Genomic DNA, 24532 nt, shown 5'->3' on the forward strand with positions numbered 1-24532 from the left:
TGGACTGGTCAGCGTGTTCACGGGGGATATTCTCATGCCCAATTTCTCTGTCTGATCGTCCCCTGCTGAGCAGTTACCTTCAACATACTTAACGGGCGGTAGCCCTCTGGTCATGTTTTCAGTGTGGGTGCTGCGTTCCTGGGCGGGCAGCGCGCGGGGACGGGGGTGTGTATGATCCCAGACATGAGTCACATGCAACTGGTTCAGGAGCAGCGAGGCAACGGGTTGACGCTGCGCGTTCACGCGCTGACGCACGTCACGCGGTTCTCGCAGGGGAGTGACGGCCTGAACGAGACGCGCGAGATGGACGGCCGCTTCACCGTCGAGGCTGAACTGAACGGCAGTGGCGTGCTGATCGAACCCGGCGCGTTCCAGTACTCGGTGGGGCAGGTGCAGGCGGCCGTGGAGCAGCAGCAGCAGGGCGGGTTCCTGCGCCGCGCCATAGCGACGGCCGGGACGGGCGAGAGTGCCTTCGCCACGCGCTTCACCGGGCAGGGCAGGGTCTGGACGGAACCCACGCGGCGGCACTTCATCATCGCGGAGTCCACCGGGGACGCCGGGGACGACATGATCCTGGACGACCGGGCATTTTACCTCGCTCAGGACACCATGCAGCTCGGGACGCACACGCACACGTCGGTGGCGGGGGCGCTGTCCGGGAACGGCCTGCGGCAACCCAAGCTGACCGGGCGGGGCATCTTCGTGGTCGAGTCCCCGGTACCCGTCTCGGAGGTCGAGGTGATCGAACTGAACGGGCGGGACTCCGTGATCGTGGACGGCGACATGATCCTGATGTACAGCGCGTCCCTGCGCATAGAACTGCGGCCCCTGGTGCGCGGCCTGCGCAACGCCGCGCGCAGCGGCGAGGGACTGGTGTTCGTGCTCAGCGGGACCGGCACGGTATTCCTGACGCCCACGCACCGCAACGTGTCGGTCGCGCACACCGGCCTGACCTGAACGGGAGGCCCGAACGGCACAGCACGCTACGGGCAGCGGCGCCCACCGTGCCTGTCCCGCAGTCCGCGCCGGCCGGGACTGGCACAATGCCGGGCATGAGTCTGGTTGATGTTGCCATTGTCGGGGCGGGCCCGGTGGGTCTGGCCGCCGCCATCGCCTGCAAACGCGCGGGCCTGAGTTACGTGGTGCTGGAAAGGGGCTGCGTCGTGAACGCCATCTTCGAGTACCCCACGTACATGACGTTTTTCACGACCGCGCCGGAACTGGAAATCGGGAATCACCCGATGGTGACCGGGCACGACAAACCCGACCGCCGCGACGCGCTGATGTACTACCGGCTGGTCACGCAGCGGGAAGAACTGAACGTCGAGCAGTACACCGAGGTCACGCGCGTGCACGCCGCCCCGGCGGGCTTCACGCTGGCTGTCGAGAAGCGCGACGGCACGCCCGGCGTGATCGAGGCGCGGCGCGTGATCGTGGCGACCGGGTACTACGACAACCCGCTGCACCTGGGCATTCCCGGCGAGGACGGCGAGAACGTCAGCCACTACTACACCGAGGCGCACCCGTTCATGGGCCTGAACGTCACCGTGATCGGGGCGGGCAACAGTGCCGCCGACGCCGCGCTGGACCTGTGGCGCGGCGGAGCGAACGTGACCATGATCGTCCGCGCACCCGAGCTGAAGAGCACCATCAAGTACTGGGTGCGCCCCGACCTGGAAAACCGCATCCGGGAGGGCAGCGTCACCGCGCACTTCAACTCGCAGGTCGTGCAGATAGAAGAAGGTCACGTGAAGGTGCGCGGCGAGGACGGCCGCCTGTGGGACCTGCCCACGCACTTCACGTTCGCGCTGACCGGCTACCGCCCGGACCTGACGTTCCTGTCGGACCTGAACCTCGCGGAGCAGGCCGACGGGTGCCTGGTCCTCAGCGAGGCGTTCGAGAGCAGCGCGCCGGGCCTGTTCGTGGTGGGCAGCGCAGGCTTTGCCGGGAAGACCAATCAGGTGTTCATCGAGAACGGCCGTCACCACGCGCTGGCGGCCGTGGTCGAGATCGAGCGGCAGCTCTCGGAGCGCGGGCCGCGACCCTCCTGAGGCCACGCTCCCTCCCCTGCTCCGGGCCGTGAACCGCTCATGGTGGGCGGGGCGGCCCGTGAAATACTGCCGGGCATGACCCCGTCGTCCCGTCGGACCTGGTTGCTGAGCGCCCTGCTCCTGAGTGCCTCCGGAGGCTGGGCGCAGACGGCCACCACCCCGGTTGCCACTCCCCCAGCGGCGCCTGCACTGACCCCGCCCGTTCAGGCGCCGCCCGCGCAGACCCTGCCGGACATTCCGGCGTTGCCTCCCTCCAGCCAGCCGGCCGCGCAACCCCCAGCGCAGCCGCCCGCACCTGAGCCGATGAACCCCGCGCCCATCCAGCCGGCACCGGTCCAGCCCGTTCCGGCCGCGCAACCCGCGCCGCCCGTTCCCACGCCGAGCGTCAGGGCCCCGGCCGCGCCGGTCAGCACGGCCCCGCTGCTGATCACCGTGGAGGCGCGGTGGCCGGCGCTGGTGAACGGCAAGAAGACCACCGTGCCGTTCACGCGAACCCTGACCATTCCCGGCAAACGGGCCGAGGTGCTGCGGCGTCAGGGGGTCGTGACACGCAGCCTGGAAGCCGACCTGCTGAACTTCACGCGGGACCTGCCGCTCAGGCCGCAGGACGCCCGGTTCGAGGAACTGTGGGACGGCTGGGCGGTCGTGCAGCGCAACGGCCTTCAGGTGAACCTGGACAGGACCCGCGCCAACCTGCTGGCAGCCCTGAAAGACCCGCGCGGCGTGAAGGTGAACGTGGTCCTGGGCAGCCAGACGGCGCCCAAACGCACGCTGGATTACTTCCTGTCGCGGGGGATCACGGCGCACCTGGGCAGCGGCGAGACGAACTACTACGGCAGCAGCGCCGCCCGGGTGAAGAACATTCACGTGGGAGCCAGCCACTTTCAGGACCGGCTGGTCGAGGGCAACGTCGTGTCGTTCAACGAGATGGTCGGGCCGATCAGCCTCAATGCGGGCTTCGTGACTGGACTGGTCATCGCGGGCGAACGCACCGCCAATGGCGTGGGCGGCGGTATCTGTCAGGTGAGCACCACAGTGTTCCGCGCGCTGTACGGAGCGGGCCTGCCCATCCGTCAGCGGCAGAACCACTCGTATCAGGTGCACTACTACGACCCGCAGGGCCTGGACGCCACCATCTACCAGCCCAGCCTGGACCTCAAGTTCGCCAACGATACCGGCGGCGCGCTGTGGTTCCAGACGGACTGGGACGACCAGGAATCCCGCCTGAGCGTCCACGTGTTCGGGAAGGCGCGGGACTTCACGGTGCAGATCGGCACACCAAACACCCTGAGTAGCACGCCCGCGCCAGCCGACCGACTGATTCCGGACGCCAGCGTTCCGGCCGGGCAGCGCCGGCAGGTGGACTGGGCCGCGCCGGGCGCCGTGATCGAGGTGAAACGCTCCTTCCTGCGCGGCGGCCAGGTGTTCAGGCAGGACACCCTGAAGAGCACGTACCGGCCCTGGCCGAACATCTACCTCGTGGGTCGCTGAGCACCAGGGACAGTGAAGGGGCCGCGCACGAACGACGCGGCCCCTTCACTGTTCAGCGGTTGGCACGGATTCCGCCCTATACCCCAAACGGACGGATGTTGTACCTGCTCACTTCGGAACTACAACGCATCAACCGGCGTCAGTACTAGACGGATTCCGTTTGTTTCGCTGACAATCCGGAACTTCACCGGATTGCCAGCTCCACGTCCGGAACCCGCCCCGCTCCCACTCGCTTCGCTCGGATTGAACGGTCTTTGCAGCCCCTTCAACCGGAGTCCGTATTACTCCTCGGCAGCGTAACCGAGCAGTTCCAGCAGGCGGTCGAGTTCCTCACGGGACCCGAAGTTAAGTTCCACGCGGCCCCTGTCCTCGCCCGTGATGCGTACGCGGGTGCCGGTGCGGCGGCTCAGGTCCAGTTCCAGTTGCCGGTAAGCGCGCGGCGGGTTCACCTTGATGGGCGTATCCGCGCGGCGCTCGCGCTTCAGGGCTTCGGCGTCGCGGACGCTCAGGCTGCGGGTCGTGATCTGATCGAGCGCCCAGGCCCGGTCGGCGTCGGGTTGCGAGAGGATCGCGCGGGCGTGCCCGGCGCTGATCTGCCCCGCGTCCAGGGCGCGCAGCGCGGCTTCCGGCAGGCTTAGCAGGCGCAGGGCGTTCGATACGGCGCTGCGGCTCTTGCCGACAGCCTGCGCCACGCCCTCCTGATTCAGGCCCTGTTCCAGCAACGCCTGGTATGCGCGGGCCTCTTCCAGTGGACCCAGGTCCTCGCGTTGCAGGTTCTCGACAATGGCGATTTCCAGCGCCTCTCGGTCCCCGAGGTCGCGGATGATGACGGGCACTTCGGTCAGTCCGGCGAGTTGACTGGCGCGCCAGCGGCGTTCCCCGGCCACGATCTCGAAGTGCTCGGCGCGCGGGCGGACCAGCAGGGGTTGCAGCACGCCCTTGTCACGGATGCTCTGCGCGAGTTCCGCTAGTGCCTCGGGCGCGAACACCTGCCGGGGCTGGTAGGCGGCCTGCACGATCTGCCCGATTTTCAGGGTCTGCACCTGCGGGCCACTGTCCGGCAGCGGCTCGGCCGGGCGGGCCAGCAGGGCGTCCAGGCCACGGCCCAGACTAGATTTTTTCGACACGCTGCATCACCTCCTCGCTCAGGCGTTTGTACGCGGCGGCCCCGGCGGACAGCGGCGCGAAGGCGTTGATGGGCTTGGCGTAACTGGGCGCTTCCGAGAGGCGCACGTTGCGCGGCACGACCGACCAGAACACCAGGTCCCCGAAGTGCTGCCGGACCATGCTCTCGACTTCCTGCGAGAGGTTCGTGCGGCCGTCGAACATGGTCAGTACGACGCCCAGCACTTTCAGGCGGGGATTCAGGCCGCCCTGCACGCGCTCGACGGTTTCCATCATGCCCGCCAGTCCCTCGAGCGCGTAGTACTCGGCCTGCAGGGGGATCAGCAGGGCGTCCGAGGCGGCCAGCACGTTCACGGTCAGCGGACCCAGGCTGGGCGGAGCGTCGATCAGGACCACGTCGTAGCCGCTCACGCTGGCCAGCAGGCGGCTCAGGGCGTCCGGGTCCTCGGCGAGTTCCACGCCGGCCCCGGCCAGGTCGGGCGTGGCCGGCAGGACCCGCAGCCCTGCCTGGGCGGTATCCAGCGTGAATTCCTCGGCGCGGGCCGGTTCGCCCAGCGCTTCGTACAGACCCTGGGCCGCGCCGCGCAGGCCCAGGCCACTGGTGGCGTTGCCCTGCGGGTCCATGTCGAGCAGCAGCACCCGTTTGCCGCTGGCCGCCAGGTACGCGGCGAGATTCACGGCGGTGGTGGTCTTGCCGACCCCGCCCTTCTGATTGACCACCCCGAGAACCTTCATGCGCCCGCCCGGCTGGGGGCGCGGTTCCCCGCGGAGGTAGAGTTGTCCTGAAGTCGCATTCGTGTCACCGTGCCGCCCAGAATAGCGGTTGCTGGTTGGGCACACCCTCACGCCTGGGGTACCGGTCCGGGGTGGGGCCGGTCTTCTCGATCACGATGAGGGTGCGGGCGTCGCCCAGGACGGGCAGCGTGAAGGCGTCGATCACGCTCACCTGCCCACCCACCTCGGCGGCGGCCTGCCGACCGGCCTGTAACTCGGCCTCGCTGATCGGGCCTTTCTGGGCAACCAGGCGCCCGCCAGGCTTGAGCAGCGGCAGGGCCAGTTCGGCCAGGATGGGCAGGGCGGCCACGGCGCGGCACACCACCCGGTCGTAGCTTTCCCGGTGGGCGTCGTCGCGGCCCAGTGTTTCGGCGCGGCCTACCTGCGCTTGCACGTTGCTCAGGCCCAGCGAGGTGGCCGCGGCGCGCACGAAGTCGATCTTCTTGCGAACCGAGTCCAGGGGCGTGAAGGTCGTGTGCGGCCCCATGATCGCCAGTGGCAGCGCCGGAAAGCCCGCGCCGGTGCCCAGGTCGATCACGCGTCCGGCTCCCTCAAGGTGCCCGCCACGCAGGCAGCTGAGGGAATCCACGAAGTGCTTGAGAACGATGTCCGGCTCGGTCTTCAGGGCCGTCAAGTTCACACGGGTATTCGCCTCGACCAATAGCGTGAGCAGCGCGGCAAAGGCCGGTAACTGCGCGTCCACGTTCAGGCCCAGTTCGGCAGCTCCCTGGCGCAGCAGCGCCTCGCCTTCGGGGGTCACAGTCCGTACCTGAGTTTCATTTCCTGGTACCTCTCGTAGACGTATTCATCGGTGTCCTCCAAGGGCAGGGCGTCCAGCATGGGCAGCAGCGTGTCGCGCAGCACCTGCCCGCGTGCCATCCACTGAAAATACCGTCTGCCGCCGTGGTCATACGGCCCGTACAGCTTCGAGCCGGGCACCAGTTCCAGCAGGCGTTCGAACAGCCGTTGGTGGCGGGTGTGCATGCGCAGCGTGATCTGCGGCTGCTTGCCGTCGCCGCCGAACGAACCCTCGCCGATCAGGATGCCCAGCAGCAGCCCCTGATGAAAGTCGCTGGGGGCTCGGGCGGGCAGGCTGGCCGCTTCAGTGGATGGCTTGGACTGGGGATCTGTGATGGCAACCTCCGGGCGGGCAGGCCTGCGCTAGGCAGGGCCTCCCTGTTTCACCGTCAAGTTTCCCGTGAAACATCCGCGCCGTCAAGCAGGGGCATTCGGCACAGGGGTATGCCCCGCCTCACCATCAGGTCCTCCATTCACAGACACCCACTTGTTTCACCGTCAGGTTTCCCGTGAAACACCCATTCCTTTCAGATGAACCAACAACGCACTGATGTCGGCATGCCGCACGCCGGAGATGCGGCTGGCCTGCTCGACGGTCTGCGGTTGCAGGCGAGTCAGCTTCTCGCGCGCCTCGTTCGACAGCGAGCCGATGACGGCAAAGTCCACGCCACCCAGACTCAGATCACGCGACCGGTCCTCGGCGCGCAGTTGCAGCTCAGCGCGGCGAATATACCCGGCGTACTTCACGCGGATCTCGACCGCCTCGCGCTCAGCGGTCGAGAGTTCAGGCAACATTACACCCAGGGCTTCCACGTCCGGCAGCGTGAATTCCGGGCGGCGCAGCCAGGCGTCCCCGGCCTGTCCCTGCACACGCTGCGAGGCCAGGGCGTTGATCCCGGCCTGCACGCGGGCGTACTTCTGCTCCACGCGCGCGACCTCGGCGGCGTCTACCAGTCCCAGCGCGTGCCCAATGGGCGTCATGCGCTCGTCGGCGTTGTCCTGCCGGACCAGCAGGCGGTGCTCCACGCGGCTGGTCATCATGCGGTACGGCTCGTTACTTCCCTTGAACACCAGCTCGTCCAGCAGTACACCGATGTACCCGGTGTCCCGGCCGATGAAGGCCTCGGCCTCTCCCCCGGCGCGGCGGGCGGCGGCGGTCCCGGCGATGAGTCCCTGCGCAGCCGCTTCCTCGTAGCCGCTCGTACCGTTGATCTGCCCAGCCGTGAACACGCCCGGCATCCGCTTCGATTCCAGGTTCAGGGTCAATTCCAGCGAGTCCACCACGTCGTACTCGACCGCGTAGGCGTAGCGCTGAATGACGGCCTGCTCGAAGCCGGGCAGGGTGCGCACCAGAGCGTCCTGAAGGTGCGGCGGCAGCGAGGAGCTAAAGCCCTGCAGGTACACCTCACTGGTCTGCACGCCGTCCGGCTCCACGAACAGCAGGTGCCGGTCGTGATGGGCAAAGCGCACAACCTTATCCTCGATGCTGGGGCAGTAACGCGGCCCCAGGCCCTCGATATCCCCGGAGTACATGGGCGACTCGTGAATGTTCTCGTGGATCAGGCGGTGCGTTTCCGGGGTGGTGTGTGTCTGCCAGGTGGGCGATTCGGCGGCGCGTGGGCCGGGCGTGCCCGTAAAGCCGCGTGGGTTGGGGTCCGCCGGAATTTCCAGCAGCTCGGCGAAGTTGACGGCGTCGGCGCGCACGCGGGGCGGCGTGCCGGTCTTGAAGCGTTTCAGAACGTGCCCGGCGCGGGCCAGCGGCGCGGACAGGAACCGGGAGGGTGGCTCGCCCTGCCGACCCTCGGCGCGCGACTGCCGCCCGTACCATGTCACGCCGCGCATGAAGGTCCCGGCTGCCACGACCACGCTACGCGCCGCCAGTCGCCGCCCATCCGTGGTGACGACCCGCCAGCCGCCGTGATCGTCGCTTTCCAGATCGGCGGCCTCGCCGCGCAGAATATCGATGTTCGGGTGGCCGAAGATCACGTCCTGCGCCCGCTCGGCGTAGGCGTCCCGCTCGTTCTGCACGCGCAGGGACTGCACGGCTGGACCCTTGCTGGCGTTCAGCACGCGGGTGTGAATGGCGGTCTCATCGGCCAGCCGGCCCATCAGACCGCCCATGGCCTGCAACTCGAACACCAGCTGGCTCTTCCCGGGGCCGCCCACCGCCGGGTTGCAGGGCATCCGGCCCACCGTGGCCGGGTTGCCGATCAGCAGGGCCACACGGGAGAACTTCGCGGCGGCCCACGCCGCTTCCAGACCCGCGTGTCCACCACCAATCACGATCACATTCCAGCCACTCATCTCAACTGGTCAGTGTACCGGGCGCCGTCTCGCCCTAGGGTGACCCGCCTTCCCGAACGCCGCAAACTCCGGCAATTTCACACGCCCGCCCGTTCACACAGTGGGTTCTATGAAGCCGGCTTAAGATAGGGCATGGATTTTGATGCCCTGCGCGCTGACCTGATCGGAACCGACGTACTGATCGACACGCCCTTCGGGGAGCGCCGCGTCACGTACGCCGATTACGTCGCGTCGGGCCGGGCGCTGCACTCTGTCGAGCGCCGCCTGGAGACGCTGGCCCTGCCGCTGTACGCGAACACCCACACCGAGGACAGCGCTACCGGCGCGCACCTGACGCACCTGACGCATCAGGCGGCCGGGTACATCAAGGAGCAACTGGGCGCCGACAGCACCTGCAAGCTGGTGTTCTGCGGGTCCGGCAGCACGGCCGCCGTGCGCCGCATGCAGGAGATCCTGGGACTGGTCGTGGGCGGCCCGCACCGCCAGACCGTACTGGGCGCCCTGCCGGACTCGCAGCGGCCCGTGGTGTTCGTCGGGCCGTATGAGCACCACAGTAACGAGATCAGCTGGCGGGAGACGCTGGCCGAGGTCGTCGAGATTCCGCTGTGCGGGCGCGGCACCCTGGACCTGGACGCGCTGGTCGGCGCCCTGAAAGACCCCCGGTACGCCGGACGCCCGAAGATCGGATCGTTCAGCGCGGCCAGTAACGTGACCGGCCTGCTGACCGATACCCGCTCGGTAGCGCGCCTGCTGCACGCGCACGGGGCGTTCGCGTTCTTCGATTTCGCGGCCAGTGGCCCTTACGTGAAGATCGACATGAAGCCCGGGCGCAAGGACGGGTACGACGCGGTGTTCCTCAGTCCGCACAAGTTCGTGGGCGGGCCGGGAACGCCGGGACTGCTGTGCTTCCGCCAGGAGCTGTACCAGCTGAGCGTTCCCAGCACCCCGGGCGGCGGCACCGTGCGCTTTGTCAACCGCACGGCGCAGCTGTACGTGGAGGACATCGAGGCCCGCGAGGACGCCGGAACGCCCGCCATTCTGGGCAAATTGCGTGCCGCCCTGGCCTTCCGGGTCAAGGAGCAACTGGGGACCGAGGCCCTGACCACCCGCGAGCACGAGCTGTACGGGCGCGCCCTGAGCCGTATCCGCCAGAATCCGCGCCTGAAACTCCTGGGGAACCTGGACGCGCCCCGACTGGCGTTCCTGTCGTTCCTGACCTTCACGCCTTCGGGCACGCAGCTGCACCCGCGGCTGGTGGTGCGGCTGTTGAACGACCTGTTCGGCATTCAGGCGCGTGGGGGCTGCGCCTGCGCCGGGCCGTACGGGCACGCGCTCCTGGACATCGACGACCGGCGCAGCGAGCAGTTCATGCAGTGCGCCGTGAATCACCTGGACGGCGTGAAGCCCGGATGGACCCGATTGAATCTCGCGCCGTGGGCGACGGACGAGGAGGTGGAGTTCCTGCTAGACGCCATGGAGTTCGTGGCCGAGTACGGTGAGCGCTTCGTGGCGCTGTACAACTTCGACTGGGCCAGTGGAGCCTGGACGCACCCGGCAGACCGCGCGCCGATGAGTCTGTTCGGCGACGCCCGCCCGAAACGGCAGGTGGGCCCGGTTCCGTATGCGGCGTACCTGCACCAGGCGCACGAACGGGCAGCCGGGCTGTCCACGGCGGGGGAGGGGAGACCTGTCCCGGTCGACGTACCCGCGGGACTGGTCTTCTTCGCGCACTGATCCAGACCCCGGTTGGGTGGCTTGCAGAGCCGTTCAATCCGAGCGGATGGCCGGAGGAACATCAGGCGCCCCCGGGTAGAAGGGTGGGCAATCCGTTCCATCTGACCGGACTCGCGGAGCTGCGCCACCCGGCGTGTAAGAGCAGGTCATCTGGATGGCCAGGCAAACACACAGCACTCCAGATGACCTACTCGCGGCTGTGTCCAGCCTGGCCGGACAGTAAGTAGCCTTCTGGCCGTTCGCGGCCAGTGGAGGGCGATGGGTAGGGACACTGAACGCCCCGGGGCCGGACAGGTTTCGCGCATGTGGTCAAAACCGTCTAAACTGCCTAACGAGCGTTAGACAGATTGATCAGGGGAGGGGCCGGCCACTGCGCCGCGCCTCCGGTCCCCTGTCACACGGACTCCGTCTGTTCCGTTGACGACCCGGAACCCTACCGGGTTGCCAACTTCACGCCCGGAACCCGCCCTGCTCTCACTCGCTCGGCTCGGGTGGAACGGTGACCAACCCTCCCATCCGGGCCCGTATCAGGAGGCCCCAGCCCATGATTGAACCCTTTACCCCTGAACCCATCCGCTTCGTGGCGGAGGACGGCACGCCGGTCCAGCCACTGCCGGAGCGTTTCACGCCCGAAGTGCTGCGCGAGCTGCACGCCCTCATGCTGCGCGCCCGCGAATTCGACCGCAAGCTCATCACGCTGCTCCGCCAGGGGCGCACCACCTTCTACGCACAGTCCAGCGGCATGGAAGCCACCCAGGTGGGCCTGGCCCGCTCGATCCGCGTGGGCCACGACTGGGTCTGGCCGTACTACCGCGACCATACCCTGGGGCTGGCGATGGGCGTTCCGATGGCCGAACTGCTCAGCCAGTGCCTCGGCACGAACAGCGACCCGTCGCGTGGCCGGCAGATGCCGCACCACTTCGCGGCGCAGGCGCAGAACTTCGTGAGCATCAGTTCCAGCATCGCCTCGCAGGTGCCGCCCGCCGCCGGGAACGCCATGGCACAGAAGTACCTGGGCGTGGATGAACTCACGGTCTGCACCTTCGGGGACGGCGCGACCAGCGAGGGCGACTGGCACGCCGGACTGAACATGGCCGGCGCCGCCAGGGCCCCCGCGATGTTCGTGTGCGAGAACAACCAGTGGGCGATCAGCACCTCTATCCGTGAGCAGACGGCCAGCGAGACCATTCATATCAAGGCCCGGGCCTACGGCATGCCCGGCTACTACGTGGACGGTAACGACCTCGTGGCCGTCATGGAGGTCTGCGCGCACGTGGCCGACCGGATCCGCGCCGGGCACGGTCCCGCGCTCATCGAGTGCCTGACGTACCGGGTGGGCTCTCACAGCAACGCCGACGCGGACGCCGAGAAGCACTACCGCACCCGCGAGGAAGTCCAGGAATGGCTGGGCCGCGATCCGATCACCCGCGTCGAGCAGCTGCTGGAACGGCTGGGCCACCCGGTCAGTGCCGAGGAGCGCGCCGCACTGATCGCGCAGACGCACCGCGAGGTGGATGAACAGGTGCTGACAGCCGAGGCGACCGGCCAACCCGACTGGCGCATCATGTTCGAGGACGTGTACGCCGACCTGCCGGGCCACCTGCGTGACCAGGAAGCCTTCCTGCGCGCCGAACAGACCGGGCAGGCGCCGTTCGGCCAGGGAGGACAGGCGTGAGCGCCACGCAGGGGCGCCACCCTTCCCAGGAAGACGCGGCCACACCGAACGCTGAAGGCGCCGGGCGGACCATCAACCTGATTCAGGCCGTGACCGAAACCATCGCCGAGGAAATGGAACGCGACAGCCGCGTCGTGCTGTTCGGAGAGGATGTCGGCGCGCGCGGCGGCGTGTTCATGGCGACCGCCGGCCTCCAGGAACGCTTCGGGCCGCGCCGCGTGTTCGACACGCCCCTGAGCGAGGCCAGCATCGTGGGGGCCGCCGTGGGCATGGCCGTGCGCGGCCTGCGCCCCATCGCGGAAATTCAGTTCGCGGACTACATGGGACCCGGCTTCGACCAGATCATCTCGCAGGCTGCCAAGATCCGCTACCGGTCGGGCGGGCAGTTCACGGCGCCGCTGGTGATCCGCACGCCGTCGGGCGGCGGCGTGAAGGGCGGCCACCACCACAGCCAGAGCCCCGAGAGTTACTACACGCACACGCCGGGCCTGAAAGTCGTGATGCCCAGCACTCCCTACGACGCCAAGGGCCTGCTGCGCAGCGCCGTGCGCGGCGAGGACCCCGTGATCTTCTTCGAACCCAAACGCCTGTACCGCGCCGCCAAGGGCGAGGTACCCGCCCACGATTACGTCGTGAAGTTCGGTGAGGCCGCCGTGCGGCGCGCGGGCACGGACCTGTCCCTGATCGGGTACGGGGGTGTCATGCCGGACCTCGAGAAGGCCGCCGACGCCCTGGCCGCCGAGGGGGGGGTCAGCGTGGAGGTCATCGACCTGCGCTCGCTGGTGCCCTGGGACAAGGGGCGCGTGCTGAGCAGCGTCGAGAAGACCGGCCGCGCCGTGCTGGTCAGCGAGGCCCCGCGTATCAGCAACTTCATGGGCGAGGTCGCGTACGTCATCCAGGAGCAGGTCTTCGACTCGCTGCTCGCCCCGGTGGGGCAGGTCGCGGGCTTCGACACGCCGTACCCGTACGTGCAGGACAAGGTGTACCTGCCCGGAGCCAACCGCATCGTGGCCGCCTGCGTCCGCGCCCTGAACTACTGAGCCCCCTGAAAGCCCCTACCCTGAAGTCCATGAAACCCGACCTGCTTCGTCCCCTGCTGGGCTCCATCGGCCTGGGCACCGGTTTTGCGCTGTACGCCCTGGCTGGCCGACTGGCCGAACCGTGGCAGAGCGCCGCAATCGGCGGCATGTTCGCCCTGCTGGGTGCCAGCGCCTGGGTGTACGCGCGCGGGGAACGCTGGATTCAGGGACTGGCACTCCTGCTCATCATCTACGGCCTGCTGCGCGCGTTCGTACTGCGCTGAAGGCCCGACCCCCGAGGTTCCCCATGAAAGAAATCCTGCTGCCCGAACTCGCTGAAAGTGTCGTCGAGGGTGAAATTCTCAAGTGGCTGGTGTCCGAGGGAGACACCATCGTGCTGGAACAACCGCTGTGCGAGGTCATGACCGACAAGGTCACGGTGGAACTCCCCAGCCCGGTGGCGGGCGTGCTGCGCCGCCGACTGGCCGGTGAGGGCGACGTGGTGGCCGTTCACGGCGTCATCGCCCTGATCGAGGAGGCGGAAGGAGCCGCCCCCCAAGCGCCCGCCCCGGCGGCCTCTGTTCAGGCGGCCTCTGTTCAGGAGCAGGAGGAACGCGCGCAGGAGGATCAGGGCAGCATCGTCGAGGCCGGCCACCTGACCGGCAAGGCCGACGACGACGCCAGCAGCCTGTTCAGGGCCTTCGCCTCGGACGAGCAGGTGCAGGTGCAGGGTCTCGGCACGCGCGGCGCGTCCGCCACCCAGACCGCCACCCAGCCCGCACGCGCGGACGGCCGGGTGCTGGCCGTGCCCGCCGCGCGGCAACTGGCCCGCGAACTGAACGTGCCGCTGGCCGACGTGCGCGGCAGTGGTCCCAACGGCCGCATCCGCGTCAGCGACGTGCTCGCGCAGCACCAGGGCGCAGCGGCGGCCAGCGCTCCCGCGATCGCCGCTCCGGCCGGCGCCGCACCCACCGCAGCGCCAGCGGCCTCCCCCCCTGCACCGGCAGCGTCCGCTGCGAAAGGCGCCGCTGGCCTGCCGGTCGCGCCCGCGCAGTACCGCACGCCCAGAGGCTACGAGCACCTGGAGGAACGCGCGCCGCTGCGGGGCATGCGCCGCGCCATCAGCAACCAGATGCAGGCCAGTCACCTGTACACCGTGCGGACCCTGACGGTGGACGAGGTGAACCTGACCAAACTCGTGGAGTTCCGCGCCCGCGTGAAAGACGATGCGGCGGCGGCCGGCGTGAAACTGTCGTACCTGCCGTTCATCTTCCGGGCAGTCGCGGCGGCGCTGCGCCGGTACCCGAGCCTGAACACGTCCTTCGACGAGGCCACGCAGGAGATCGTCCACAAGCGCTACTACAACATCGGCATGGCGGTCGCCACGGACGCGGGCCTGACCGTGCCGGTCATCCGGGACGTGAACCACAAGAGCGTGTTCGAGCTGGCGCGCGAGGTCACGGACATCGCCGGGCGCGCGCAGGCCGGGAAACTCCAGCCGGACGAACTGGCGGGCAGTACCTTCAGTGTCACGAATATCGGGTCCATCGGGGCGCTGTTCTCGTTCCCGATCATCAACGTGCCGGACGCCGCGATTCTGGGCGTGCATTCCATCGTGAAGCGCCCCATCGTGGACGAGTACGACAACATCGTCGTGGCGCACATGATGTACCTGAGCCTGTCGTTCGATCACCGCCTCGTGGACGGCGCGGAAGCGGCGCGCTTCTGCCGGGAAGTGATCCGCCTGCTGGAAAACCCCGACCGTCTGCTGCTCGAAGCCCTGTAAGCGCGGGGCAGGGGAGAGTCCAGGGCCGGGGCGCTTCCGGTCCGTGCGCGTGCCCGTGGCGACCGGGATCGGCGTGGCAGCGCGCGGGCCCCACCTTCAGGCTTGATGTGGAATTGCGGCCAGGATTTCAGCGGGGCGTCAGGTACAGGCGTTACGCTGGGCAATCACAGGTCAGGAGTCCTCCCGGTCTGCCGCGCCCCCCCTTCCTTCCCTGGCCCCGAGTGGCCTGCCCCGATACTGGAGACCTCCCGACGACCATGCTCAAGTTCCCTGCCCTGATGCTGTGCGCCCTGCTGCTGTGCGCCCCCACCCACGCCCTGAAGATCAGCGTGTGGGACAGTGAACTGCAGACCCCCCTGGGGGACGGCGAGAGCAGCGGCGGGCAACTGAAAGTGCGGCTGGTCGGGGATTACAACGGACCGGTCGTGGTGCTGTTCGCGCCCAGCGACGAGGAACGCGACCGGAAGACCTTCCAGGCCCTGAAAAGCCGCTACGGCGGCGTGCTGCGCGGCGGCACGCTGGACCTGCAACTCGAGAATGGTCAGCAGTCGATCACGCGGTTCCTGGCGGCCTTCAAGCTCACGGTGAGCGTGCAGGTACCGGGCACGCCCGTGACCCTGCCCGGCCTGAAAGCCGCGCCCCCCAACAAGAAGTAACCCGGGACCAGCCGTGAGCCGTTGGGCAGTGATCCAGACTGCCCTCTGTTTCATAGGGGTAACTGCTCAGCACGATAAACACGGCAAAAAACGCTTGTTCCCGTTTTGTATGAGCATAATAGTTACTGCAAATCTGCCTTGGACGAACCAATTCGCCCATATCGGCAATTTCAGTCATTTGAAAGCAGCTTCTTAGCAATTTATAGGGCTGAATTCAGATTCTGAGCAATTTACCCTGCTGAGCAGTTACTCATAGGGTTCCTGTTCAAAGGGTTGCTGTTCATAGCGTTCCCGGCCGGGGCGCCGCGCTAGGATCGGGCCAGGCTTCCGCCCACGTTTCCCTGCGGTTCCGTACCGGCCGCCCCACAAGGAGAAAGTCATGCTGGCCCAGATTCTTGTTGTCGAAGACGATCCGCACCTCGGGCCCCTGCTCAAGGAGTACCTGTCCGGCGAGTACCAGGTGCAGCACGCCGGTACCCTCAGGGACGCGCAGGCGTGGCTGGGAACCCACACGGCCCAGCTGATCCTGCTGGACCTGAACCTGCCGGACGGCGACGGCCTGGATCTCGTGCAGGCGCTGCGGCAGTACTCCAGCACGCCGGTGCTGGTGCTCTCGGCGCGCAGTGGCGTGCAGGAGCGCGTGGCGGGCCTGAACGCCGGAGCCGACGATTACCTGACCAAACCGTTCGCCATGCCGGAACTCGACGCGCGTATCACGGCGCTGCTGCGGCGCACGGCGGCCGGGTCGGGCGTGAACCTGGGCAACACCAGCCTCTCGACCAGCAGTCTGCTGCTGACCGTGGATGACAAGCACACCAACCTGACCGAGCACGAGGCGCGCATCCTGGAACTGATGATGCGCACGCCCGAGCGGGTGTTCTCACGCGCCGACATCGAGTCTCACCTGTACGGCTGGGAGACGCCGAACAGCAACTCGGTCGAGGTTCGCATCTCGCAGCTGCGCAAGAAACTGGAGCAAGCGGGCAGTGACCTGAGAATCCGCACGATCCGCAACGTCGGGTACGTGCTGCAGGTCTGATGACCCCGGCCGCGCGGCCCGTGACGCCCCCGGACGGGCCGCGCCGGGCCGCGCTGCTGGCCTCCGGTGGGGGGCTGGTGTCGGCGCGGGTGGCGTGGCGGCACTCGCTGCGCTTCCGGCTGGCCCTGACGTACAGCCTGCTGGCCCTGCTCCTGATCCTGCTGACCAGTCTGGGCGTGGTGACGCTGCTGCTGTCACGCATGGATCAGCAGTTCACGGACCGCCTGAACGAACGCGCCGACACGCTGGCCGAGGCGTTCACCGGGGCGCAGCGCGGTCTGGGCCGCACGGCGGGCAGCGCCAGCGCGTACACCATGCTGATCGACACACAGGGCGTGGTGTACGCGACCAGTCCGATCCTGCGCGAATTCAACGACGCACCGTTCCCCTTCGGTACCCAGGGGCAGGTGAGCGTGCAGGACACCAGTATCCGCGCCGTGCAGCGCCCGGTGGGGGATTTCGGGACGCTGTGGGTGGGCCTGCCCGAGGTGGACCTGATCGCCGCGCGGCAGAGTGCCCTGAGCGCGCTGCTGCTGGCGCTGATCGTGGCCCCGCTGCTGCTGCTGCTGACCGGTTGGTGGGTGGGGCGCCGCGCCCTGAGCGGTCTGGAACACGCCGCGAACCTCGCGGACCGGATCGACCCGACCCGCAGTCTCGCCACGCTGCCGCTACCGGCGCAGGAGGACGAGGTCCACCGCCTGCTGACGGCCATCAACCGCCTGCTGGTCCGCATCGAGGACGGACAGGCGCGCGAGAAGCAACTGCTGGGGCAGATCGTGCATGAGTTGGGCGCGCCACTGACCGTCCTGAAGGCCAGCCTGCAACGCGCCGAGGAACGCACGAACGACCCGGAAGTGCAGCGGGCCTCGCTGGTCGCGGACGAACTGACCTTCACCACGCAGGACCTGATGCAACTGGCGCGCGGGGACCTCGAGATGAAACTCGTGTGGCATTTCATCCCGGCCCGGACGCTGCGGGGCCGCGTGGACCGGCTGGTGCCGGGCACGACCTTCACGGGCGACTGGGAGGGCGGCATCCTGTGCGACCCGGACCGGCTGACGCAGGCGCTTCGCAACCTGCTGGCGAACGCCCGCCGCGCCGCCGGCATGGACGGCACCGTCACCCTGAACCTGACCGGGACGCCCGAGTGGCTGACCTTCACGGTGCGGGACAGCGGGCCGGGCCTGCCGGCGGACCTGGGCGAGCAGATCTTCCAGCCGTTCGTGAGCGGAGCAGGCAGCAGCGGCCTGGGCCTGAGCGTGTCACGGCAGATCGCGCTGATGCACGGCGGCACCCTGACCGGTGAGAACCACCCGCAGGGGGGCGCGCTGTTCACGCTGGCGATTCCTGGCGCGGCCCTCGGCGACGACGGCGACGAGCCGGTCGGAGAGCAGAAGACGGAAGTGCGGAACGAACCGCCCCTGCCCGCCCGCTCCTGACGTTCTGCTGGGAGGGGCGCCGCCCGCCCCCCCCGCCGGGCGAAGCGCATTCCGACCCCGCGCCGCCCGGCACGGACCGTATGCTGACCCGGTGACCAGCCGTCCTCTGTTTGCCGACCTGACACGGATTCCGTTTGTTTCTCTGACAATCCGGAACGTCACCGGATTGTCAGCTCCACGTCCGGAACCCGTTTCTCTCCCACTCGCATTCGCTCGGATTGAATGGCCTTTACAGCCCATTCAACCGGAGTCCGTATGAATGCTCCTTGCGCGGCAGAGGAACTGCTGGCGCTGCTGACCCTGCGCTTCACGCCGGGGCTGGGGCCGCGCCGCACCGAGCACCTGCGCGCCCACTTCGGATCGGCCCACGCGGCGCTGCGCGCTCCCCGCAGCGAACTGCGCGGCGTACCGGGCCTGGACCGCAGTGTGACCGCCATCGGCACCCCGAAAGCCGCCGAGCAGGCCCACGCGGAACTGACCGAGGCCGCGCGCCTGGGCGTGACCCTGCTGGGGCGCGGGCTGGACGGCTACCCGCCCGCCCTGGACGCCCTGGAAGACGCCCCGGCGGTGCTGTGGGCGCTGGGCGACCTGCCGGACCTGTCGGTCGTGCCGCGTGCCATCGGAATCGTGGGCACGCGCGCCGCCAGTCCTCACGCGGTGTCGCTGACCCGTACGGTCGCGGCAGACCTGGCCCGCGCGGGCGTGGTCGTGGTCAGCGGACTGGCGCGCGGAATCGACACGGCGGCACACGGCGCGGCGGTCGAGGCGGGGGGCGTGAGTGTGGGCGTGCTGGGCAGCGCCGTGAACGTCATCTACCCCCGCGAGAACGAGCGGCTGGCCGGACGGCTCACGCTGATCAGCGAGTACCCGCTGGGCACCGGTCCCGCGCAGCATCACTTTCCGACCCGCAACCGCCTGATTGCCGCCCTGAGTGCCGGGACGCTGGTTGTCGAGGGCGAACGCAAGAGCGGGTCGCTGATCACCGCCACACACGCGCTCGAATGCGGGCGCACCGTGTTCGCCGTGCCGGGCCGCGCCGGGGACCCACGCGCCGCCGGGCCGCACGCCCTGATCCGCGACGGCGCGGTCCTGACCGAATCCGCGGCCGACATCCTGACCGAATTCGGGTGGGGCAGCGTGCCGCAGCAACCCGCGCTGAACCTCCCGCCCGAGCAGGCGCAGGTGCTGGCCGCCATCAACGCGCCCGCCACGCTGGACGACCTTCAGGCCCGCACACACCTGCCGCTGCCAGACGTTCAGACCGCGTTGGTCATGCTGCAACTCGCCGGACTGGTCGAGGAAGTCGGGGGTCGCTGGAGCCGACGCTGACCTGATCAGGCGAGTTCCGTCTGTTGCGTTGGCAACCCGGAAGAACACCGAGTCGCCCACTTCACGCCCGGAACCTGCCTTTCTCCTGCTCGCTCCGCTCGGATTGAATGGGCTGCAAAGACCATTCAATCGGAGTCCGTATCAGCCGTGCTGCGGGCCGAAGTCCTTTTCCACCGTCACGCGCGGCGGGCCGCCCAGGGTCACGCCTTCCTGCGCAGGATCCAGCAGGTCGGGCAATCGGGCGCGCAGGCCCACGCTCAGGTGCCCGGCGTTCCCGCCCAGCGTGTCGCCGTGCGGGTCGAGGGTCAGGGTCCAGCCTCCGCCGGGCCACTCGACACGGGTCTCAAGCGCCTCGCCGCGCGTTAGGGCCGCGAGTTCCAAATCGTCAATGCGGGCGCGGACGCGGCCCGGCGTGAACCTCACCTTCATGGGTGACAGGATAAGCGCATGAACATCCTGATTCTGGGTGGCACGCAGTTCGTGGCCCGGCACATCGTCCTGGCGTTCCTAGCGGGTGGGCACCGCGTGAGCATCCTGACGCGCGGGCAGTCTGCCGCTGTTCATCCCGGAAGGTAGCGAGCAGGTGGGCCTGATGGACGTGGATGCCGCGCGCGCCCTGGCGGCAGGCCTGACCCTGCGCGGCCCGGAGGTGACGGCCCGTGATACCCGCGCCTGGAGTGCCGGGGCCGCCATGACTACGCCCTGACGCCCGAGCGCGAGGCGCAGACGCTGGCCGCGTGGAGAGAAGAACAGGCCGGAACAGTCGGCGCCCCCGTTTCTCTCCAGTGTGCCCCCGAGAGAAGCCGGGGCGGATGGTATGCTGACCCCCGCTTCAAGAGTGCCTTAAGGGAGGTGCGGCTTATCTCGCAGGAAATCTGGGCGGACGTGCTTGGGTACGTCCGCAAGAACATTTCAGAGGTGGAATACCACACCTGGTTCGCCCCCGTGAAAAACCTGGGCGTGCAGGAGGGTTCGCTGGTGCTGGGCGTCCGCAACTCGTTCGCGCAGGAGTGGTTCCGCAAGCATTACTTGGAACTGCTCGAGGACGCGCTGCGCAGTCTGGGGGCGCAGAATCCGCAGGTGAGTTTCCAGGTGCTGCCGGCCGCGCAGGACGCGCTGCTGCTGCCCAGCGACCCGCCGCCGCCCCCACCAGGCCCGGCTGGGCGCGCCGCCCCGGTCCCCGCGCCCGTCGAGAACCGCAAGGTCCTGAATCCTAAGTACACCTTCGAGAACTTCGTGGTGGGCCCGAACAACAACCTCGCGCACGCGGCGGCGCTGGCGGTCGCGGAGTCGCCCGGCAAGGCGTACAACCCGCTGTTCATCTACGGGGACGTCGGGCTGGGCAAGACCCACCTGATGCACGCGGTCGGGCATTACATGACCGAGCGGTTTCCGGGCAAACGCATCGAGTACGTCTCGACCGAGTCGTTCACGAACGATCTGATCAACGCGATCCGCGAGGACCGCATGACGCAGTTTCGCAACCGGTACCGCAGCGTGGACCTGCTGCTGGTCGATGATATTCAGTTCCTGGCCGGCAAGGAGCGCACGCAAGAAGAGTTCTTCCATACCTTCAACGCGCTGTACGAGAACCACAAGCAGATCATCCTGAGTTCCGACCGGCCGCCGAAGGACATTCAGACGCTGGAAGGGCGGCTGCGCAGCCGCTTCGAGTGGGGGCTGATCACGGACATCCAGTCGCCGGAGTACGAGACGCGCGTGGCGATCCTGAAGATGAATGCCGAGCATAACCGCATCGACATTCCGCAGGAGGTCCTGGAACTGATCGCGCGTCAGGTCACGAGCAACATCCGTGAGCTGGAGGGCGCGCTGATGCGGGTGGTGGCGTTTTCCAGCCTGAACAACGTGCCCTTCAGCCGGGCGGTGGCGGCCAAGGCGCTGAGTAATGTGTTCACGCCGCAGGAAGTCAAGGTCGAGATGATGGACGTGCTCAAGCAGGTGGCGGCGCATTACAACATGCCGCCGGACGTGATTCGCGGCTCCGGGCGGGTGCGTGAAGTGGTGCTGCCGCGTCAGGTGGCGCAGTACCTGATCCGTGAGTTGACGGATCACTCGCTGCCGGAAATCGGGCAGTTCTTCGGGCGGGATCACTCGACGGTGATGCACGCCATCAGCAAGGTGACGGAGCAGGTGGGCCGGGAGCCCGAGATCACGGCGGCGGTCGAGACCCTGCGGCGCCGGATGCAGGGTCTGGAAGACGAGGAATACGGAACATAATGCTAGGGCTGTTTTTTTCCAGTGGCAGAATAAGTTCCAAATTCCGTTCCAAAACCGTGTGCGTAGTTTCACAAGCTGTGGATAACCCTGTGGATAAGCTGTGGATAACCCCGTTTTTTCTGTGGATAAAATTGTGGATAACCCGGTCTTCCCAGACCCCTGTGGATAACCCCCACTTTTATCCACAGGTTATCCACAGGAAAGTGCCACTTATCCACAATTTTGTCCACAAGACAAACCAGCGCCAGGCGCGGCCGCAAGCCACTTTTCCACAGTTTCCACAGGCCCTATTACTACTACTACTATCTTTTATTTAATATAAGAACAGATAAAAGATAGGACCCAGACAGAGAGGCATGCCATGAACGTACACGTCACCAAAAAAATTCTCAGTGAGGGGCTCGGTCTGCTCGAACGCGTGGTCCCCAGTCGCAGCAGCAACCCCCTGCTCACGGCCCTGAAAGTCGAAGCCAGCGAGGCTGGCCTGACCCTCAGCGGCACCAACCTCGAAATCGACCTGTCGTGTTTCGTGCCGGCCGAGGTCCGGAACCCGCAGAACTTCGTGGTTCCTGCCCACCTGTTCGCGCAGATCGTCCGCAACCTGGGCGGCGAACTGGTCGAACTGGAACTCAGCGGGGCGGAACTCGCCGTCCGGGCCGGGGGCTCGGATTTCAAACTTCAGACCGGTGACCTTGAGGCCTACCCGCCCCTGAGTTTCCCCGCACAGGCCGACGTGAGCCTAGACGCCACCGAACTGGCCCGCGCCTTTTCCAGTGTCCGCTACGCCGCCAGCAACGAGGCCTTCCAGGCCGTGTTCCGGGGGATCAAACTCGAGCACCGGCCCGAGGGCGCGCGCGTGGTCGCTTCTGACGGCTACCGCGTGGCCATCCGGGACTTTCCGGCCAGTGGGGACGGGCGCAACCTGATCATCCCGGCCCGCAGCGTCGACGAACTGATCCGCGTGCTCAAGGACGGCGAGGCCCGCTTCACGTACGGTGACGGCCTGCTGAGCGTCACGACCGACCGCGTGCACATGAACCTGAAACTGCTTGACGGGGATTTTCCGGATTATGAGCGCGTGATTCCCAAGGACATCAAGTTGCAGGTCACGCTGCCCGCGACCGCCCTGAAGGAAGCCGTGAACCGCGTGGCCGTGCTGGCCGACAAGAACGCCAACAACCGCGTGGAATTCCTGGTATCCGAAGGCAAGTTGCGTCTGGCGGCCGAGGGCGACTACGGGCGCGCGCAGGACACCCTGGACGTGGTGCAGGGCGGCACCGAGCCCGCCATGAGCCTCGCGTTCAACGCCCGGCATGTCCTGGATGCCCTGGGTCCCATCGAGGGTGAAGCCGAGCTTCTGTTCAGCGGCTCTACCAGCCCCGCTATCTTCCGCGCGGCGGGCGGGGGCGGGTACATGGCGGTCATGGTCACGCTGCGCGTCTGAGGGGCCTGTGGTGGCCCGCACGGACCTGTCCGGCGGGCCGCTCTGCGCTCGGGTATGAACCGGCAGCCCGGGTGAAGACCGGCCGGCTGACCGGTGGGCTTATACGGGTTGCGTCTGTTTCGCCGACAATCCAGCGCGCTTCCAGATTGTCGGCTTCACGCCCGGAGGGCCGCCCTTCAATCCGAGCCCGTATTAGACCGGGTGTACCGTTCCATGACCTAAGCCACTTATAGTGTCTGAAGTACACCTACTCGACCGGTGGTCCTGCCCCGCGGCAGTCCGGCGGCGGGAGGCACCCCCCAACCTCGGAGGAATGAGCGATGAAGATTGAGAAAGTAATGGCCCGTGAAGTGCTGGACTCGCGCGGGAACCCCACCGTGGAAGCCGAAGTACACCTCGACAGCGGTTTTTCCGGCCGCGCCATTGTTCCCTCTGGTGCCAGCACCGGTACGCACGAGGCCCTGGAACTGCGTGACGGCGGAAGCCGCTACTTCGGCAAGGGCGTCCTGAAGGCCGTCGCGAACGTGAACGAGGCCCTCGGCCCGGCCGTGATCGGCATGGACGCCACCGAACAGGCCGCCATCGACGCCGCCATGATGGCCGTCGACGGCACCCCCAACAAGGGCAACATGGGTGGCAACGCCATCCTGGCCGTCAGTCTCGCGACCGCCCGCGCCGCCGCCTCCGAGCTGGACATCCCGCTTTACCGGTACCTGGGCGGCAGCAACGCCAAGACCCTGCCGGTCCCGATGATGAACGTCATCAACGGCGGCGCGCACGCCGACAACAGCGTGGACTTTCAGGAATTCATGGTCATGCCGGTCGGCGCGCCCACCTTCCGCGAGGCGCTGCGCTACGGCGCTGAGACCTTCCACAGTCTCAAGAAGGTCCTGTCTGCCAAGGGCTACAACACCAACGTTGGTGACGAGGGCGGCTTTGCGCCCGACCTGAAAAGCAACGAGGAAGCGCTTGACGTGCTGCTCGAAGCGATTGAGAAGGCCGGCTACGAGCCCGGCAAGGACATCGCTATCGCGTTGGACCCGGCCGTGACCGAGCTGTTCAGGGACGGCCAGTACCACCTGGAATCCGAGGGCCGCGTGCTGAGCACGGCCGAGATGGTGGACTTCTGGGCCGACTGGAGCGGGCGCTACCCGATCGTGAGCATCGAGGACGGCCTGGCCGAGGACGACTGGGACGGCTGGGCGGCCCTGACCGCCAGAATCGGCGACCGCGTGCAACTGGTCGGTGACGATCTGTTCGTGACCAACCCCGAACGCCTGCAGCGCGGCATTGATACCAGGGTCGGCAACGCCATTCTGGTGAAGGTCAACCAGATCGGCAGCCTGACCGAGAGCATGGACGCCATCGAGCTTGCCAAGCGTCACCACTACGGCACGATCATCAGCCACCGCAGTGGTGAGTCCGAGGACGCCTTCATCGCGGATCTGGCGGTCGCCACGAACGCCGGTCAGATCAAGACCGGTTCGGCCAGCCGCAGTGACCGCATTGCCAAGTACAACCAGCTGCTGCGCATCGAGGACGCGCTGGGTGACCGCGCGGTCTACCCGGGCCGTAAAGCCCTGCGTTAAGGGCGTTGCCGGGCGGTGGGGGTCAACCTCACCGCCCGGCC

22 protein-coding genes are annotated in these 24532 nt (G+C 67.6%); 16 read left to right on the forward strand and 6 right to left on the reverse strand.

Annotated elements, in window-relative coordinates; genetic code table 11:
- Positions 1–183: 183 nt before the first annotated feature.
- The 3 genes from QZ271_RS06225 to QZ271_RS06235 all read left to right on the forward strand — a co-directional run bounded on the left by QZ271_RS06225 (position 184) and on the right by QZ271_RS06235 (position 3542).
- A complete protein-coding gene (locus QZ271_RS06225; protein WP_291429857.1) occupies positions 184–957 on the forward strand; it encodes an AIM24 family protein in 774 nt (257 codons plus the stop codon).
- Positions 958–1052: 95 nt separating this feature from the next.
- Positions 1053–2051, forward strand: coding sequence for a YpdA family putative bacillithiol disulfide reductase (locus QZ271_RS06230; RefSeq protein WP_291429858.1), 999 nt, complete (start codon positions 1053–1055; stop codon positions 2049–2051).
- A gap of 75 nt (positions 2052–2126) precedes the next feature.
- Positions 2127–3542: a VanW family protein gene (locus QZ271_RS06235; protein WP_291429859.1), complete on the forward strand. Its 1416-nt coding sequence runs from the start codon at positions 2127–2129 to the stop codon at positions 3540–3542.
- A gap of 281 nt (positions 3543–3823) precedes the next feature.
- Here the strand turns inward: QZ271_RS06235 and QZ271_RS06240 are convergent, their stop codons facing one another.
- From QZ271_RS06240 to mnmG, 5 genes are all read right to left on the reverse strand, one after another.
- Entirely contained in the window at positions 3824–4669 is an 846-nt protein-coding gene (locus QZ271_RS06240) for a ParB/RepB/Spo0J family partition protein (protein ID WP_291429860.1), read from the reverse strand.
- Positions 4653–5402: a ParA family protein gene (locus tag QZ271_RS06245; protein ID WP_291429861.1), complete on the reverse strand. Its 750-nt coding sequence runs from the start codon at positions 5400–5402 to the stop codon at positions 4653–4655. Before QZ271_RS06245 ends, QZ271_RS06240 begins: the two co-directional genes overlap by 17 nt.
- 64 nt (positions 5403–5466) lie before the next feature.
- Complete coding sequence (gene rsmG / locus QZ271_RS06250) at positions 5467–6201, reverse strand: 16S rRNA (guanine(527)-N(7))-methyltransferase RsmG (RefSeq protein ID WP_291429862.1); 735 nt, start codon at positions 6199–6201, stop codon at positions 5467–5469.
- Complete coding sequence (locus QZ271_RS06255) at positions 6198–6425, reverse strand: hypothetical protein (RefSeq protein WP_367114321.1); 228 nt, start codon at positions 6423–6425, stop codon at positions 6198–6200. Before QZ271_RS06255 ends, rsmG begins: the two co-directional genes overlap by 4 nt.
- 312 nt (positions 6426–6737) lie before the next feature.
- The gene (gene mnmG / locus QZ271_RS06260) at positions 6738–8543 is read right to left on the reverse strand and encodes a tRNA uridine-5-carboxymethylaminomethyl(34) synthesis enzyme MnmG (RefSeq protein ID WP_291429863.1); all 1806 of its coding nucleotides are present in this window, start codon (positions 8541–8543) and stop codon (positions 6738–6740) included.
- 132 nt (positions 8544–8675) lie between these two features.
- Between mnmG and QZ271_RS06265 the strand changes: the two genes are divergently transcribed.
- From QZ271_RS06265 to dprA, 9 genes are all read left to right on the forward strand, one after another.
- Positions 8676–10277 carry an aminotransferase class V-fold PLP-dependent enzyme gene (locus QZ271_RS06265; RefSeq protein ID WP_291429864.1) on the forward strand — a complete coding sequence of 534 codons (1602 nt, stop codon included), beginning with the start codon at positions 8676–8678 and terminating at the stop codon, positions 10275–10277.
- 544 nt (positions 10278–10821) lie between these two features.
- Positions 10822–11952, forward strand: coding sequence for a thiamine pyrophosphate-dependent dehydrogenase E1 component subunit alpha (locus QZ271_RS06270; protein WP_291429865.1), 1131 nt, complete (start codon positions 10822–10824; stop codon positions 11950–11952).
- Between the two features lie 71 nt (positions 11953–12023).
- Positions 12024–12992, forward strand: a complete 969-nt coding sequence (locus QZ271_RS06275; protein ID WP_291429890.1) for an alpha-ketoacid dehydrogenase subunit beta — start codon at positions 12024–12026, stop codon at positions 12990–12992.
- Between the two features lie 29 nt (positions 12993–13021).
- Positions 13022–13255 (forward strand): hypothetical protein, encoded by a 234-nt coding sequence (locus QZ271_RS06280; RefSeq protein ID WP_291429866.1) that lies wholly within the window; start codon positions 13022–13024, stop codon positions 13253–13255.
- Positions 13256–13278: 23 nt separating this feature from the next.
- The gene (locus QZ271_RS06285) at positions 13279–14757 is read left to right on the forward strand and encodes a dihydrolipoamide acetyltransferase family protein (RefSeq protein WP_291429867.1); all 1479 of its coding nucleotides are present in this window, start codon (positions 13279–13281) and stop codon (positions 14755–14757) included.
- Positions 14758–15014: 257 nt separating this feature from the next.
- A complete protein-coding gene (locus tag QZ271_RS06290) occupies positions 15015–15413 on the forward strand; it encodes a hypothetical protein (protein WP_291429868.1) in 399 nt (132 codons plus the stop codon).
- Positions 15414–15792: 379 nt separating this feature from the next.
- Complete coding sequence (locus QZ271_RS06295; RefSeq protein ID WP_291429869.1) at positions 15793–16452, forward strand: response regulator transcription factor; 660 nt, start codon at positions 15793–15795, stop codon at positions 16450–16452.
- Positions 16452–17891, forward strand: coding sequence for a HAMP domain-containing sensor histidine kinase (locus tag QZ271_RS06300; RefSeq protein ID WP_291429870.1), 1440 nt, complete (start codon positions 16452–16454; stop codon positions 17889–17891). The genes QZ271_RS06295 and QZ271_RS06300 overlap by 1 nt, the downstream gene beginning before the upstream one ends.
- A gap of 255 nt (positions 17892–18146) precedes the next feature.
- On the forward strand, positions 18147–19220 hold the full coding sequence (gene dprA, locus QZ271_RS06305; RefSeq protein ID WP_291429871.1) for a DNA-processing protein DprA: 1074 nt from the start codon (positions 18147–18149) through the stop codon (positions 19218–19220).
- A 141-nt stretch (positions 19221–19361) separates the two neighbouring features.
- On the opposite strand, the gene QZ271_RS06310 is transcribed toward dprA, so the two are convergent.
- Positions 19362–19649: a hypothetical protein gene (locus QZ271_RS06310; RefSeq protein ID WP_291429872.1), complete on the reverse strand. Its 288-nt coding sequence runs from the start codon at positions 19647–19649 to the stop codon at positions 19362–19364.
- An 18-nt stretch (positions 19650–19667) separates the two neighbouring features.
- Here QZ271_RS06310 and QZ271_RS06315 point away from each other — a divergent pair, with 18 nt between their 5' ends.
- The 4 genes from QZ271_RS06315 to eno all read left to right on the forward strand — a co-directional run bounded on the left by QZ271_RS06315 (position 19668) and on the right by eno (position 24491).
- A complete protein-coding gene (locus QZ271_RS06315; protein WP_291429873.1) occupies positions 19668–19796 on the forward strand; it encodes a hypothetical protein in 129 nt (42 codons plus the stop codon).
- A 285-nt stretch (positions 19797–20081) separates the two neighbouring features.
- Complete coding sequence (gene dnaA / locus QZ271_RS06320) at positions 20082–21458, forward strand: chromosomal replication initiator protein DnaA (RefSeq protein WP_291429891.1); 1377 nt, start codon at positions 20082–20084, stop codon at positions 21456–21458.
- Between the two features lie 361 nt (positions 21459–21819).
- Positions 21820–22902 carry a DNA polymerase III subunit beta gene (dnaN, locus tag QZ271_RS06325; protein WP_291429874.1) on the forward strand — a complete coding sequence of 361 codons (1083 nt, stop codon included), beginning with the start codon at positions 21820–21822 and terminating at the stop codon, positions 22900–22902.
- A 320-nt stretch (positions 22903–23222) separates the two neighbouring features.
- Positions 23223–24491: a phosphopyruvate hydratase gene (gene eno, locus QZ271_RS06330; RefSeq protein WP_291429875.1), complete on the forward strand. Its 1269-nt coding sequence runs from the start codon at positions 23223–23225 to the stop codon at positions 24489–24491.
- Positions 24492–24532: the final 41 nt, after the last annotated feature.

It is taken from the genome of Deinococcus sp. (assembly GCF_018260555.1).
Lineage (GTDB): Bacteria > Deinococcota > Deinococci > Deinococcales > Deinococcaceae > Deinococcus.